11 protein-coding genes and 1 riboswitch are annotated in these 14851 nt (G+C 76.0%); of the genes, 3 read left to right on the top strand and 8 right to left on the bottom strand.

Annotated elements, in window-relative coordinates; translation table 11 throughout:
* Position 1: 1 nt before the first annotated feature.
* Genes JUB12_RS00055 through rplM form a run of 8 tightly spaced genes read right to left on the bottom strand, consistent with a single transcriptional unit; the run spans position 2 to position 8946 of the window.
* Complete coding sequence (locus tag JUB12_RS00055; RefSeq protein ID WP_205697572.1) at positions 2-1402, bottom strand: HD domain-containing protein; 1401 nt, start codon at positions 1400-1402, stop codon at positions 2-4.
* Entirely contained in the window at positions 1399-2502 is a 1104-nt protein-coding gene (gene alr / locus JUB12_RS00050; RefSeq protein WP_205697571.1) for an alanine racemase, read from the bottom strand. The genes JUB12_RS00055 and alr overlap by 4 nt, the downstream gene beginning before the upstream one ends.
* Positions 2499-2969, bottom strand: a complete 471-nt coding sequence (locus JUB12_RS00045) for a CBS domain-containing protein (protein ID WP_205697570.1) — start codon at positions 2967-2969, stop codon at positions 2499-2501. Before JUB12_RS00045 ends, alr begins: the two co-directional genes overlap by 4 nt.
* A gap of 10 nt (positions 2970-2979) precedes the next feature.
* Positions 2980-4491, bottom strand: a complete 1512-nt coding sequence (locus JUB12_RS00040) for an NAD(P)H-hydrate dehydratase (protein WP_205697569.1) — start codon at positions 4489-4491, stop codon at positions 2980-2982.
* Positions 4492-4493: 2 nt separating this feature from the next.
* A complete protein-coding gene (gene glmS, locus JUB12_RS00035; protein ID WP_205697568.1) occupies positions 4494-6335 on the bottom strand; it encodes a glutamine--fructose-6-phosphate transaminase (isomerizing) in 1842 nt (613 codons plus the stop codon).
* 12 nt (positions 6336-6347) lie between these two features.
* Positions 6348-7676: a phosphoglucosamine mutase gene (glmM, locus tag JUB12_RS00030; RefSeq protein WP_205699659.1), complete on the bottom strand. Its 1329-nt coding sequence runs from the start codon at positions 7674-7676 to the stop codon at positions 6348-6350.
* A gap of 20 nt (positions 7677-7696) precedes the next feature.
* Positions 7697-8509: a 30S ribosomal protein S9 gene (gene rpsI, locus JUB12_RS22295; protein WP_205697567.1), complete on the bottom strand. Its 813-nt coding sequence runs from the start codon at positions 8507-8509 to the stop codon at positions 7697-7699.
* A 2-nt stretch (positions 8510-8511) separates the two neighbouring features.
* Positions 8512-8946 (bottom strand): 50S ribosomal protein L13, encoded by a 435-nt coding sequence (rplM, locus tag JUB12_RS00020; RefSeq protein ID WP_241004360.1) that lies wholly within the window; start codon positions 8944-8946, stop codon positions 8512-8514.
* A gap of 253 nt (positions 8947-9199) precedes the next feature.
* A riboswitch (cyclic di-AMP (ydaO/yuaA leader) is annotated at positions 9200-9372 on the top strand.
* A gap of 141 nt (positions 9373-9513) precedes the next feature.
* Here rplM and JUB12_RS00015 point away from each other — a divergent pair.
* The 3 genes from JUB12_RS00015 to JUB12_RS00005 form a co-directional block, all read left to right on the top strand.
* Entirely contained in the window at positions 9514-10587 is a 1074-nt protein-coding gene (locus JUB12_RS00015) for a M23 family metallopeptidase (protein ID WP_205697565.1), read from the top strand.
* A gap of 166 nt (positions 10588-10753) precedes the next feature.
* A complete protein-coding gene (locus tag JUB12_RS00010; protein WP_205697564.1) occupies positions 10754-11890 on the top strand; it encodes an exonuclease SbcCD subunit D in 1137 nt (378 codons plus the stop codon).
* A partial coding sequence (locus tag JUB12_RS00005; RefSeq protein ID WP_205697563.1) for an AAA family ATPase occupies positions 11891-14851 on the top strand: 2961 nt, incomplete at its 3' end.

Genomic DNA, 14851 nt, shown 5'->3' with positions numbered 1-14851 from the left:
CCTACCCGCCCGCCAGCGCCCGGCGGGCGTGGGCGACGGCCTCCTCGCGCGTGCGGACCTCCCCGGCGTAGCGCGCGGCCTCGAGCTCGCGCAGCAGCCGCCCGAGCTCGGGCCCCGGCGCGATGCCGAGCTCGGCCGCGAGCTCGTCGCCGCGCACCAGCGGCGCCACCCGTCCCGCGTCGCGGCGGTCGAGCGCCGCGGCCAGCAGGACCCGGGCCAGCTCGAGGTGCCTGGCGATCGCCCGCGGCGCGTTGTCGCCACGCGTGGCGAGCCGGTCGCAGACCGTCAGGAGCGTCACGTCGGCGCTGACCGGGGCGGTGCGCTCGAGGTAGGCATGGACCTCGCGCGGGCCGAGCGGCATCTCGTGCACGAGGAAGCCGAGGACGAGGTGGTGGCGGGCCAGCGCCGCGACGTGGCCGCGCAGCTTCTCGCTGGCGCGCAGCCGGGTGAGCGCCTCGCGCGCGACGTCGGCGCCCTGCACGTCGTGGCCCGGGAAGCCGACGCGCCCCTCGCCGAAGTCCGTGCGCGTCTGCGGCTTGGCGGCGTCGTGCAGCAGGCAGCCGAGGCGCAGCGCGCCGCCGCGGTCGAGCTCGTCGGCCAGCGGCTCGGCGAGGTAGGCCGCGACGCGCTCGCCCAGCGCCGCGTCGCCCAGCACCGCACCCGGGTCGGCGGCCAGGTCCACAGCCGCCTGGAGGACCTCGAGCGTGTGGCCGTGGACGTCGCGGTGGTGGAAGCGGTTCTGGGCGACGCCGCGCAGGCCGTCGAGCTCGGGCAGGACGAACGCCGTCAGCCCGAGTTCGTCGAGCAGCGCCAGCCCGCCGACCGGGTCAGGGCCCGCGACGAGCCGCTTGAGCTCGGCGAAGACGCGCTCCTGGGCGACCTGGACGATGCGCGGCGCCCGCTCGCGCGCCGCGTCGCGCGTGGCCGGGTCGACGTCGAGCGCGAGCTCGGAGGCGAAGCGCGCGAGGCGCAGGACGCGCAGCGGGTCGTCGTCGAAGGCCTGCGGCGAGACCATCCGCAGCAGCCGGCGCTCGACGTCCGCGGTCCCGCCGTGGGGGTCGACGAGCTCGCCGCCCTCCAACGGCTCGGCGATCGCGTTGACGGTGAAGTCCCGCCGGGCGAGGTCGTCCTCGAGCGAGGCGCCCTGCAGCGCCATGACGTCGAGCTGCCACGAGCGGTCGCCGGCCAGGACGCGCCAGGCGCCGAAGGTCCCGCTGAGCTCGAAGGCCGGCCCGCCGCCCTCCAGGGCCACGCGCCGGGCCGCCCGCCGGACGTCGCCGTCCACGACGACGTCCACGTCGCCCACGTCGCGCCCCAGGAGCCGGTCGCGCACCGCGCCGCCGACGACCCACGCCGGCACGTCGCGCAGCGCCGCGCGCGCGGCGTCCAGCGCCGCGCTCAAGCGGCGCCCTCCACGTGGCGGCGCGGGACCCGCGGCAGCAGCCCGCAGGTGACCTCGTAGTTGATGGTGCCCAGGCGCCGCGCGACCTCCTCGGCGTCGACGCGCTCGCCGTCGCGCGTGCCGATGAGGACGACCTCGTCGCCCACCCGCGCGCCGCCCTCCGGCCCGAGGTCGAGCGTGATCGCGTCCATGGAGACCGTCCCGGCGATCGGGACGCGCCGGCCGCGGACGAGGACCTCGCCGTTGTTGGTCAGCGCGCGGCGCCAGCCGTCGCCGTAGCCGATCGGGACCGTCGCGACGACGGTGTCGCGCTGCGCGACGAACCGCCGGCCGTAGCCGGCGCTCTCCCCCGCCCGGCAGCGCTTGACCGTGGCCACCCAGGAGGTCAGCTCGAGCGCCGGGCGCAGGCCGTGCTCGTCGGGGTCGACGCCGAACGGGTCCAGCCCGTAGAGCGCGACGCCGGGGCGCACCAGGTCGAACCGCGCGCCGGGCTCGCGCAGCGTCGCGGCGCTGTTGGCGGCATGGACGACCAGGTCGTCGGCCAGCTCCGGGCGCAGCCCGTCGACCCAGGCCGTGAAGCGCTCGAGCTGCTGGTCGAAGAACGGGTCCTCGCGGTCGTCGGCGGTGGCGAAGTGGGTCATCAGGCCGGCGAGCCGGCCCTCCTGCGCGAGGCGGCGTGCCAGCGCCGTCGCGTGCGCGGCGTCGCGGGTGCCGAAGCGCCCCATCCCGGTGTCGAGCTTCACGTGGACGTGCGGGAACGGCAGCTCGAGCAGCGCCGCGTGCCAGACGACGACGTCGGCCTGGGCGGCGAGCGCGACCTGCGCCTCCTCGGGCGCGAGGGCGCCCATGACGAGGATCCGCCCCTCGAGACCCGCCGCGCGCAGCTGCGCCGCCTCGCGCGCGGTGGACACCGCGAGCCACGCGGCGCCCGCGGCCTGGGCGGCTCGCGCGACGGGCACCGCGCCGTGGCCGTAGGCGTCGGCCTTCACGACCGCGCAGACCGGCACGCCGGCGACGTCCTGCAGCCGCCGGACGTTGTCCGCGATCGCCCCGAGGTCGACGCGGGCCAGCGCGCGGGACGCCCCGGACGCTGGGGTCACTCCCCCTCGTCGGCCAGGGCGCGCAGCACGTCGATGCGCGTCACGAGCCCCACGAGGCGCCCGTGCTCCACGACCGGCAGCCGGTTGTGGTGGCGGTCGGCGATGACGCGCGCGGCCTTGCGGACGGTCGCGTCGGGCTCGATCGTCACCGGGTCCTCGGTCATCAGCTCGCCCACCGTCGTCGCGGCCGCCTTGCGCAGGCGCCGCTCGAACTGGCGCAGCGGCTCGAGGAAGACGAGCCCGCCGAAGAGCTCGATGTACTTCGGGACGTGGAGGTCGCCCTCCTCGTCGGCGATGACGAGGTCGGCCTCGGTGACGATCCCGACGCACCGCCCGCCCTCGTTGACCACGGGCAGCCCGGGCAGCTCGTTGTCCTTCATGAGCCGCCAGACCTCCTCCACGCCCGTCTCCGGCGTGACGGTCACGGGCTCGGGGTCCATGACGTCACGGACGAAGACCGATGGCATGCCGGGGACCCTACCCGCGCAGGACGAGCGGGAGCTCGTCCACGACGTCGCCGGCGATGACGCCCTCGGCGCCCAGCGAGACCGCCAGGCGCCGCCCGGCCTCGGCGTGGACGTGCACCGCAGCGCACGCGGCGGCGAACGGCTCCATGCCGCGGGCGACGAACGCGCCGACCACGCCGGACAGCACGTCGCCGGTCCCCGCGGTGGCCAGCGCCGGCGCGCCGCCGGGCGAGACGGCGACCGTGCCGTCGGGCGTGCAGACCAGCGTGTCGTCGCCCTTGAGGACGACGATCGCGCCGGCCTCCTTCGCCGCCCGGCGCACGAGCGCCAGGCGGTGCGCGCGCACCTCGTCGCTGTCGACGTCGAGCAGCCGCGCGAGCTCGCCGCCGTGGGGCGTGAGGATCGTCGGCGCGGTGCGGGCCGCGAGATCGGCGATCCGGCCGGCGTGGGCGTTGAGGCCGTCGGCGTCGAGGACGAGCGCGACCTCGGCGCGCGCCGCCACCTCGCGGGCGCAGGCGAGCGCGCCGTCGGCGCGACCGAGGCCGGGGCCGAGCACCAGCGCCCCGCCGCGGTCGGTGCGCGACAGCGCCCCGCTCGCGGCGTCGGCCCGCAGGGCGCCCGCCTCGTCGTCGGGCAACGCGGCGGTCATGACCTCGGTGAGCTTCACCTCGAAGATCGGCTCGAGCGACGCCGGCACGCACGCCGTGACGTAGCCGGCGCCCGCGCGCATCGCCGCCGAGGCGGCCAGGCACGGCGCGCCGGTCAGCCCGCGCGAGCCGCCGACGACGAGCACGTGGCCGGAGGCGAACTTCGTGCCGTCGACCGCGCGCGCCGGGTGCAGGTCCAGCACCTCATCGCGCAGCAGCCCGGCCTCCGGGGCGACCGGTGCGCCGTCCGGGATGCCGATGCCGACGACCTCCACCTCGCCGGCGTGCTGCTTGCCCGGCGCGATCCACAGCCCGGGCTTCGCGCGGTGGAACGTGACGGTGAGCACCGCGTCGACCGCATCGCCCGCCACCTCGCCGGTCGACGCGTCGACCCCGCTCGGGACGTCGCACGCGACGACCGGGACGTCGCCCTCCCGCATCGCCCGGATGACGGCCGCGGCGTCCTCACGCGGGGCGCCGGTCACCCCCGTCCCGAGCAGGCAGTCGACGACGACCGACGCGCCGGCGAGCGCCTCGGGCGAGAACGGCGCCACCGGCCCGTCCCACGTCCCCGCCGCCCACGCCGCGTCCCCGCGCAGGGCCGAGGGGTCCTTCGCGGCCAGCAGCACGACCTCGCGGCCGCGCTCGGCGAGCACCCGCGCGGCGACGTAGCCGTCGCCGCCGTTGTTGCCCCCGCCGCAGACGACCGCCACCCGGCCGCCCGCGGCGCAGCGCGCCACGCCGTCGGCCAGCGCCGTCCCGGCGCGCTCCATGAGCTGCGTGCCCGGGATCCCCCGCTCCTCGATCGCCCACCGGTCGGTCTCGCGCATCTGCGCGGCGTCCGGCAGCGGCTCGAGCCACGGCGGGAGCGACACGGCTACTCGACGGTGACGGTCTTCGCCAGGTTGCGGGGCTGGTCCACGTTGAGGCCGCGCAGCCGTGCGACGCGGTAGGCCAGCACCTGCAGCGGGATGACGGCCAGCAGCGGCTGGAGCATCCAGTCGGTCGACGGGACCCGGATGACGTCGGCCGCGTGCTCGCCGACCTCCGGGTTGCCCTCGGCCGCCACCGCGATGACGTGCGCCCCGCGGGCTCGGACCTCCTGCATGTTGGAGACCATCTTGTCCAGGATCGGCGAGTCGGTCGCGACGGCGACGACCGGCGTGGACTCGTCGAGCAGGGCGATCGGCCCGTGCTTCATCTCGCCCGCCGCGTAGGCGTCGCAGGAGATGTAGGAGATCTCCTTGAGCTTCAGCGCGCCCTCGAGCGCGACCGACAGCCCGACGTGGCGCCCGATGTAGAGGAAGAACTCCTTCTCGAAGTGCGCCTGGGCGATCTCCTCGACGTCGAGGGTCTGCAGCAGCACGTCGATGTCGTGCGGCAGGCGCTTGAGGCCGGCGACGAGCTCGCGCAGGCGCTCGGGCTCGAGCGTCCCGCGGACCTCGGCGAGCTTCAGCCCGAGGAGGTACATGGCCGCCACCTGGCAGACGAAGGTCTTCGTGGCGGCGACCGAGACCTCGAGCCCCGCGCGGGTGAACAGCACGCCGTCGGCGTCGCGCGTGGCCTGCGAGCCGCGGACGTTGGTGATCGCGAGGATCGTCGCGCCGCGCTCCTTGGCGATGCGCATCGCGGCCAGCGTGTCGGCCGTCTCCCCCGACTGCGTGATGCCGATGACCAGGTCGCCCGGCCCGACCACCGGGTCGCGGTAGCGGTACTCCGAGGCGACGTCGACGCCGATCGGCATCCGCGCCCACTGCTCCATCGCGTAGGAGCCGATGAGCCCCGCGTGGTACGAGGTGCCACAGCCCAGGACGATGATCCGCTTGGCGTCGCGCAGGACCGCCTCGTCGAGCATGCCCTCGTCGTCGAGGTCGACGCCGTCGTCGCGCACCGCGCGGTCGGCGATCGTCTCGGCGACCGCGTCGGCCTGCTCGTAGATCTCCTTGAGCATGAACGTCTCGTAGCCGCCCTTCTCGGCGGCCTCCTCGTCCCAGGAGATCTCGACGACGTCGCGGTCCAGCTGCTCGCCCTCCGGCGTCAGGAACCGCGCGCCCTCCGGCGTGACGACGACCAGCTCGCCGTTCTCGATGTACTGGACGTTCTTCGTGTGCTCGAGGAAGGCGGGGATCGCAGAGCCCAGGAACGTCTCGCCCTCGCCGATGCCGACGACCAGCGGGCACTCCTTGCGGGCGCCGACGAGCGTCTCGGGGTCGTCCTTGGCCATCGCGACGAAGGCGAAGTGGCCCTGGAGCTCGAGGTACGTGCGGCGGACCGCCTCGGCCAGCGTGTCGGCGCCGTCGCCGAGGTGGTGGGCGACGAGGTGCGCGATGACCTCGGCGTCGGTCTCGCTCGTGAACCTCGCGCCCTCCTGGGCCAGGCGGCGCTTGAGCGGCAGGTAGTTCTCGACGATGCCGTTGACCACGACGTGGACGCGGTCCTGCGTGTCGAAGTGCGGGTGGGCGTTCTCCTCGTTGACCCGCCCGTGGGTCGCCCAGCGCGTGTGCCCGATGCCGGTGCACCCCTCGCCGTCGGGCGCGCCCTGGACGGCCTGCTCGAGGTTGTCGAGGTTGCCCACCGCGCGCACGGCGCTGATGTCGCCGCCCTGCAGGACGGAGATGCCCGCCGAGTCGTAGCCCCGGTACTCGAGCCGGCGCAGCCCCTCGAGCAGGAGCTCCCGCACGTCCTGGCGCTTCCCGACGTAGCCGACGATGCCGCACATGAGCGCTTCAGGTTACGAGGCCGCGCTGGCGGATCCCGCCTGGACGACGCTGACCAGGCGGTCACACGCGCCGTCGGCCTCCTCGGCGGAGGGGGCCTCGACCATCACGCGGACGAGCTGCTCGGTCCCCGAGGGGCGCACGAGGACGCGGCCGCGGCCCTCGAGGGCCTGGGACTCGCGCTCGATCGCCTCGGCCAGCTCGCCGGAGGCCATCGCCGCGTCGCGGTCGCCCACGGGGACGTTCACCAGCCGCTGCGGGAGCTTCTCCATCGCGCCGCGCTGCGCGAGGTCGCCGCCGGCCAGCGCCTCCATCGTCAGCAGCGCGCTGGCGATGCCGTCGCCGCTGGGCACGAAGCCCATGTCGATGATGTGGCCGGACTGCTCGCCGCCCAGCGCCCAGCCGCGGGCGCGCAGCTCCTCGAGCACGTAGCGGTCGCCGACGCTCGTGATCGCGACCTCGACGCCGGCCTCGCGCATCGCCGCGTGGAAGCCGTAGTTCGTCATGACCGTCACGGCGACGCCGTTGCCGGCCAGGCGGCCGGTCTGGCGCAGGTGCAGCGTGGCCAGGGCGATGAGCTCGTCGCCGTCGACGACCGCGCCGGTGCGGTCGACGGCCAGGACGCGGTCGCCGTCGCCGTCGAAGGCGAAGCCCAGGTCGTGGCCGCCGGCGACGACCTGCTCGGCCAGCGCTTCGACGTGGGTGGACCCGCAGCCGTCGTTGATGTTGCGCCCGTCGGGCGTGTCGGCGACGACGGTGACGTCGGCCCCGAGGCGCCGGAAGACCTCCGGCGCGGCCTGGTAGGTCGCGCCGTTGGCGCAGTCCAGCAGGACGTTCGCGCCGGTCAGGTCGAGGTCGCTGAAGCGCGCGCCGAGCTCGCGCAGGTAGTCCTCGAGCGTGCCGTGCAGCTGGCGGATCCGGCCGATGCTCGTCGCGGGGCCCGGCGCCTGCGCCATGTGGGCCTCGATGGCGGCCTCGGCCTCGTCGGAGAGCTTGAAGCCGTCCGCGCCGAAGAGCTTGATGCCGTTGTCGCGGTACGGGTTGTGCGACGCGGAGATGACCGCGGCGAGGTCGAACCCGTAGCGGCCGAGCAGCAGCGGCGCGGCCGGGGTCGGCAGGACGCCGCCGAGGAGGACCTCGGCGCCGGCCGACGCGGCACCGGCGGCGAGCGCCGCCTCGAGCATCTGGCCCGACTCGCGCGTGTCGCGCAGGACGAGCATGCGCGGCGCGGGCGCCGGCAGGACCTCGCAGGCGGCGCGGCCCAGGGCGACGGCGAGCTCTGCGGTGAGCAGCTCGCCGGCGACGCCCCGGACGCCGTCGGTCCCGAAGAGCTTCCGGGAGATCGGAGGCTCCGTCTGTCGGACTAGCGCTTCGAGAACTGCGGCCGCTTGCGGGCCTTCTTGAGGCCGGCCTTCTTGCGCTCCTTCACGCGCGCGTCACGCGTGAGGAAGCCGCGGCGCTTGAGCTCGAGGCGCAGGTTCGGGTCGGCCTCCAGCAGCGCGCGGGAGATGCCGTGGCGCAGGGCACCGGCCTGGGCGGCGACGCCACCACCGTGGATGCGGGCGACGACGTCGAGGCGGTCCTCGTAGCCGACGGTCTCCAGCGGCTGGCGGATCGTCCGCTGCAGCGTCTCGCGCGGGAAGTAGTCGTTGAGGTCCTTGCCGTTGACCGTGTAGGCGCCAGTGCCGGGCTTCAGCGTCACGCGGGCGACGCCCGACTTGCGCTTGCCGGTCGCGCGGTAGCGCGCGTCGGCGGCCAGGTCGATCGAGACGGCCGCGATCGGCTCGTCGGCGACCTCGTCCTCGTCCTCGTCGCCCTCGGCGACGGGCTCGTCGTCGTCGTCGAGCGCGTACGGGTCGCGCTCGGTGGTCTCGTCCAGGACGATGTCGACCTCGAGGTCGGCGCCCGGGATGGCCGGCTTGACGCGCGGCGCGGCGGGCTCCTCGTCGTCCTCGGTGTCGGCCTCGTCCTCGTGCTCGATGCCGGCGGCCGACGGCGTGATCGGCTCGCCCTCGGCGGCGGGGACCTCGGCGACGGGTGCGTCCTCCGTGGCCGGCGCCTCGTCGGCGGCCGGGGCCTCGGGGGTGGCGTCGGCGTCGGGCTGCGGGACCTCGTTGGCGGCAGCGGCCTCGAGGGCCTCCTGCTGCTCGTCGGGCTGCGGCGTCTCGTCGCTCATGGCTAGGACTGGACCTCCATCGGAACGGGCTGCTGCGCGGCGTGCGGATGCTCGGGGCCGGCGTAGACCTTGAGCTTGGTGAGCTGCTTGCGCGCGAGGCGGTTCTTGGGCAGCATCCCCTTGACCGCGAGGCGGATGACCTCCTCGGGGCGCCGCTCGAGCATCTCGGCGAGCGTGCGCTCCTTGAGGCCGCCCGGGAAGCCGGAGTGCCGGTAGTAGATCTTCTCGGTGCGCTTGGACCCGGACACCGAGATCTTCTCGGCGTTCACGACGATCACGAAGTCCCCCGTGTCGACGTGGGGCGTGTACTCGGGCTTGCGCTTGCCACGCAGAGCGTCGGCGATCTGCGTCGCGAGGCGGCCGAGCGTCTGCCCGGTGGCGTCGACGACGAGCCAGTTGCGCTCGCGGGTCTCAGGATTGGCGACGTAGGTCTTCACGGCTCGAAGCTCTTCTGTGGCCCGGGCGCCAGAGGGCGACCGGCGGGCAGGGGTGCGGCGCACGAAGTCGTGCGGCCGGCGGTGCAGTGTAGGGCATCGCCGCCGCACACCGAACCTCGGTCCCATGGGCCTCGGGGTCCTCGCTGCGCGTGGGTCGTCGTGGGCGGCCGTTCGGCGGTCTTTGCGGAGACTGACGCACTGGTTCGCGGGCGAAGGGATGTCCGTGTCGGAACCCGGTGCTAGGTTCTCGCGCCACAGACGTACGCCGAGTCCGGACGACCCATGCCGCCGTGGTCGTCGGGAGCGGGGGAACCACTGGGGAGGCCCTGTCCTCCTTGGGGCGAATCCGGCCAGGAAGGCCGGTAGCGCGGAACTCGACCGCGCGAGCCCGTCAGCTAACCCCGTAGGCCGTTCACGAGGAGCTTGACGGGCATTCCGACACCCCTTGCGCGCGTGGCCGCCTTCGCGGTCGCTTCCGCCTGTGTGCCGTTCCTCGCCGGGGCCGGGCCTGCTGGGGCCCAGTCGCCGGCGCCGACGCTCGCCGCCGGTGGTGGTGCCGCCCCGACCGTGGCGCCCTCCGCCCCGTCGGGCGTCGTGTGTCGCACCGCGTGCGCGGGGCTCGACCGGGCGCGGCGCGGGTCGACCGTGCGGCTGACCGGCGAGAGCGTCGCGGGCATCCGCAAGGTCGTCTTCCTCGGCGGGCGTGGCGAACGCGACGACACGTCGGCCCCGGTCGCCGGCAGCGGTCCCGGGTTCGTGGACGCCGTCGTCCCCGCGCGTGCGCGCACGGGGCCGGTGCGCTTCGTCTCTGCGGAGGGCCTGCGCGGTCGCGTCTCGCGGGTGCGGCTGCGCGTCGTCGCGGCGGCCCCGAAGTCGCTGCCGCGCCTGCAGGCGCGCGTGGACCGCAAGCGGGTGTTCATCGGCGGCGCGGACAAGGCGTCGGTGTCCTTCTTCGTCGGCGGCTCGACGCCCGCCGCGGTCGCCGTGGCGGTCGTGCCCTTCGGCCAGTCCGCGCCGATCGCCTCCTGGACGCCGGGGATCCTCGCGCCGGGCACCGTCGGGTCCGTCGACTGGGACGGCACCGTCGACGGCAAGCCCGCCCCCGAGGGCCGCTACGACTTCTTCGTCATGGCCGCCGGCGGTGACGGCGGCGCAGCGCCGCGCTCGGCCGCCTCGTCCGCGGCGTCCGGCAGCGGGCCGCGAGCGCGCTCGGGCTTCTACCTCGTCTCGCACCGCTTCCCGATCGCCGGGCCGCACACCTACGGCGAGGGCATCGCCCGCTTCGGCGCCGCCCGCAACGGCCACTCGCACGAGGGCCAGGACGTCTTCGCCGCCTGCGGCACGCCGTTGGTGGCGTCGACGGGCGGGACCGTCAAGCACGTCGCGTTCCAGGGCAACGCCGGCAACTACGTCGTCATCGCGGGCACCGACGGCTACGACCACGCCTACATGCACATGCGCCGTCCTTCGCCGCTGAAGAAGGGCGCTCCGGTGCGGACCGGCGACCCGGTCGGCGAGGTCGGTGACACCGGCGACGCCGACGGCTGCCACCTGCACTACGAGATGTGGACGGCGCCGGGGTGGTACACGGGCGGCAAGCCGGTGGACCCGCTGGCGTTCCTGAAGTCCTGGGACGCGTAGGGCGCTCGGGGCGCGCCCGCGGGCAGGCGCGGGGCGCTCGGGCGGAGGTGTGACCGTTCGAGCATCCCTGTGATGCTCGAACGGTCACACCTCGGCCCACGACGCGCCAAGTCCCTGCAAGACGCCACCCGTTCCGTCCGCCTCACGCGGCACATTCGGGGGCCCGATGCGCGTCCTGCACACCGCTGACTGGCACCTCGGCCGGCCCTTCCACGGGGAGTCGCTGCTGGACGCCCAAGCGGCGGTCGTGGACCACGTGGTGGAGGTCGCGCGGACCTCGTGTGTCGACGCGGTCCTGCTCGCCGGCGACCTGTTCGACCGCGCGCTGCCGCCCGTCGACGCCGTGCGCCTCGCCGACGAGGCGCTGCGCCGGCTCGTCGAGGTGTGCCCGGTCGTCCTCATCTCCGGCAACCACGACTCGGGCCCGCGCCTGGGCTTCGGCTCGGGGCTGCTCGAGGGCGCGGGGCTGCACGTGCGCACGGATCCCGCGCGCGTGCGCGAGCCGATCGCGGTCGGCGACGGCCTCGTCTACGCGCTGCCCTACCTCGAGCCGGACGTCGCGCGCGACGTGGTCGGCGCCGAGGGGCGCGGCCACGGCCCCGTGCTGCGGGCCGCGATGGACCACGTGCGCGCCGACCTCGCCGCCCGCGCCTTCGACGGTCCTTCCATCGCCCTGGCCCATGCGTTCGTCGCGGGCGCGCTCGAGTCGGCCTCTGAGCGCGACCTCGCCGTCGGCGGCGCCGCGTCCGTCCCGCTGTCGACCTTCGAGGGCGCGTCCTACGTCGCCCTCGGCCACCTCCACGCGCCGCAGCGCGTCGGGTCGACCGGCCGCTACGCCGGCTCCCCCGTGGCCTTCTCCTTCTCCGAGGCCGGCCAGACGAAGTCGCTCGCGGTCGTCGACGTGCGCGCCGGCGCCGCGCCCGAGGTCGAGCTCCTCGCCTGCCCGGTCCTGCGCCCGCTCGCGACGATCCGCGGCACCCTCGACGAGCTGCTGACCGACGCGGCGCTCGACGTCCACGAGGGCGCGTGGGTCCAGGCGACGCTGACCGACCCCGCCCGTCCCGCCGACGCGATGGAGCGCCTGCGCCGCCGCTTCCCCCACGCCGTCGTGCTCGCCTTCGACCCGCAGGGGGCGCTCGACGCCCCCGGCGGCTCGTATGCCGCGCGCCTGCGCGGCCTCGACGACGCCGAGCTCGTGGCGCGCTTCGTGCAGGACGTCCGCGGCGTCGAGGCCTCCGAGGCCGAGCTCGCGCTGCTCGGCGACGCCCTCACCGCGGGGCGCGTCGCGGAGGTCGCGGCGTAGGTGCGCCTGCACCGGCTGCGGCTCCAGGCGTTCCTGGCGTTCCCGGGCGAGGAGGAGGTCGACTTCGACGCGCTCGGCGAGGCCGGGCTGTTCCTGCTGCAGGGCCCGACCGGCGCGGGCAAGACGTCGCTGCTCGACGCGGTCTGCTTCGCGCTCTACGGCGCGGTGCCCGGCGTGCGCGAGGGCGGCACCAGCCTGCGCTCCGACCACGCGACGCCCGACGTCCTGACCGAGGTCGAGCTCGAGGCGACGCTGCGCGGCCAGCGCATCCGCGTCCTGCGCGCCCCCGAGCAGGAGCGCCCGAAGGTCCGCGGCGAGGGGATGACGCGCGAGGCGCATCGCGTCACCGTCTGGGCGGTCGACCCCGACGGCGGCGAGCGCGTCCTGGCGACGAGGCACGGCGAGGCCGAGCACGAGCTCGGCGCGCTGCTCGGCATGACCCGCGACCAGTTCTGTCAGGTCGTGCTCCTGCCCCAGGGCGGCTTCGCCCGCTTCCTGCGCGCCGACAGCACCGAGCGTGAGGCGCTCCTGCGCGAGCTCTTCGACGTCGGGCGCTTCGCCGAGGTCGAGGAGTGGCTCAAGCGCCGCCGGCGCGACGCCGAGAGCGCCTACGGCGAGGCGCTGCGCGTCGTGCGCGACGTCGTCGCCCGCGTCGCCCAGGAGGCCGGCGAGGAGCCGCCGGAGGACTGGGAGAGCGACCTGGGCGTCGTCGGCTCGTGGCTCGAGGAACAGCTCGTCGTCGCCGAGGCGTCGGCGACCACCGCGGCCGAGGGCTGCAAGCTCGCGACGGAGGCGCGCGAGCAGGCGACCGCCGCCCTGGCCGCCGGCACCGAGCTCGCCCGCCGCCAGGCCGCGCACCAGGCCGCCGTCGAGGCGCTCGACGCCTGGGAGTCCCGCCGCGAGGCGCGCGACGCCGCCGCCGAGGAGCTGCGCCTCGCCCGCGCCGCCGTCCCTGCCGCCCCGCTCATCAGCGCGCTGGCCGAGCGCGACGCCGCCTCGAGCGAGGCCGACGCCGCCGCCGAGGCCGCCCGCCGCGAGGCCCCCGCCACCGGCCAGACGAGCGAGCTGCGCCTCTTCGACGACGGCGGCGGGGTCGCCGGGTCGCTGCGGCGCACCGCCGGCCGCATGCGGACCCGGGCCGGCGAGGTCCAGGCGCTGCTCGACCGCGAGGAGGCGCTGGCCAGCGCCAAGCGCGAGGTCGAGCAGCTCGCCGCCGACGCGGCCAAGGCCTCGCGCGCCTGCGAGGAGCACACCGCCGCGGTCCACGAGCTCGACGAGCGCCGCCGCCGGCTCGCCGCCGACGCCGAGGCCGCCCGCGAGGCCGCCGCCGTCGTGCCCGGCCTCCGCGAGTCCCTGGCCGCCGCTCAGCTGCGCGCCAGGCGCGGGCAGGACCGCGACCGCCTCGTCCGTGAGGTCGAGACCGCCGAGTCGGACGCCACCGCCGCTCGGGAGGCGCACCTCACCGCGCGCGAGGCGCTGGTCGACGTCCAGCGCCGCCGCCTCGACGGGATGGCCGCGACCCTGGCCGCGCAGCTCGTCGAGGGCGGGCCGTGCCCGGTCTGCGGCGCCGTCGAGCACCCGTCTCCCGCCCACCTCCCTGCTGCCGGCGACCCGGACCTCGACCTCGCGTCGCTGCCCGACGAGGCGGCCGAGCGCCGCGCCGCCGAGGCGGTCGACGCCGCCGAGCGCCGTCGCGAGGCCACGGACAAGGCGCTCGCAGAGCTCCGCGCCCAGCTCGCCGCCGCCCGCGAGGTCGCGAGCGACGCGCCGATCGAGAAGCTCGCCGCTGCCCACGCCGCCGCTGCGCAGGCCCTCGCCCAGGCGGAGGCCCGCGCCGTCAACGCCGACGCCCTCGCCGCCGAGATGGCCAAGCTCGACACCGAGCTCGAGGCCCGCACCACGGCCCGCCGCGACGCCGAGGTCGCCAAGGCGCAGGCCGAGGCCCAGGCCAGGACCCGCGCCGCCACCCTCGCCGACGAGGAGCGCGCGCTCACCGAGGCCCGCGGCCCGCACGCCAGCGTCGCCGAGCTCGTCGCCCACCTCGTCGCCGGCGCCGACCGCGCCGACGCCGCCGCCGACGCCGTCGAGGTCGCCGAGCGCTGCTCCGCCGAGCGCAACCGCGCGCACGGCGCCGCCAAGCGCGCCGCGCGCGAGGCCGGCTTCGACAGCGTCGAGGCTGCCCAGGCGGCGCTCCTCCCCGCCGAGGACGCCGCCGCCCTCGAGCAGAGGATCGCCGCGTGGGACGCCGGCCTCGTCGAGCGCCGCACCGCAGCCGCCGCCCCCGAGCTCGTCGAAGCCTCGAAGAAGGACGCACCCGACCTCCCCGCCCTGACGCGCGTCGAGAAGGAAGCCGTCGCGCACGCCAGCGACGCCGAGCGCCTCGCCGCCGCGACCGAGCGCCGCCACCGCCACCTCGGCGAGCTGCGCGGCCGCCTCGAGTCAGCCCTCGCCGCGGCCCGCCCCGCCCGCGAGACCCTCTCCCTCGTGCGCGAGGTCGCCGACCTCGCCAACGGCACGAGCGCCAGCAACCGCCTGCGGATGCGCCTCAGCGCCTACGTCCTCGCCGCCCGCCTCGAGGAGGTCGCCGCCGCCGCCACCACCCGCCTTCAGCAGATGTCCGGCGGGCGCTTCTCCCTCGAGCACGCCGACGACGCCGCCAAGGGCAACCGCCGCGGCGGCCTCGACCTCCGCGTCGTCGACGCCTGGACCGGCCGCACCCGCCCCCCGTCCTCCCTCTCCGGCGGCGAGACCTTCATCGCCTCCCTCGCCCTGGCCCTCGGCCTCGCCGACGTCGTCTCCGCCGACGCCGGCGGCGCCCGCCTCGAGACCCTCTTCGTCGACGAGGGCTTCGGCTCCCTCGACGACGAGGGCACCCTCGACGAGGTCCTCGACGTCCTCGACGCCCTGCGCGACGGCGGACGCGTCGTGGGCATCGTCTCCCACGTCGTCGAGCTCCGACAG

The sequence above is a fragment of the Conexibacter sp. SYSU D00693 genome, from assembly GCF_017084525.1.
GTDB lineage: Bacteria > Actinomycetota > Thermoleophilia > Solirubrobacterales > Solirubrobacteraceae > Baekduia.
The sequence above is the reverse complement of the archived record's forward strand: the minus strand, read 5'-3'. Positions and strand labels throughout refer to the sequence as shown.

What these genes read in the sequence shown, in the direction of transcription:
- JUB12_RS00045 (WP_205697570.1), bottom strand. Translation starts at nt 2,969, where the DNA reads ATGCCATCGGTCTTCGTCCGTGACGTCATGGACCCCGAGCCCGTGACC.
- glmS (WP_205697568.1), bottom strand. Translation starts at nt 6,335, where the DNA reads ATGTGCGGCATCGTCGGCTACGTCGGGAAGCGCCAGGACGTGCGGGAG.
- rpsI (WP_205697567.1), bottom strand. Translation starts at nt 8,509, where the DNA reads ATGAGCGACGAGACGCCGCAGCCCGACGAGCAGCAGGAGGCCCTCGAG.
- JUB12_RS00010 (WP_205697564.1), top strand. Translation starts at nt 10,754, where the DNA reads ATGCGCGTCCTGCACACCGCTGACTGGCACCTCGGCCGGCCCTTCCAC.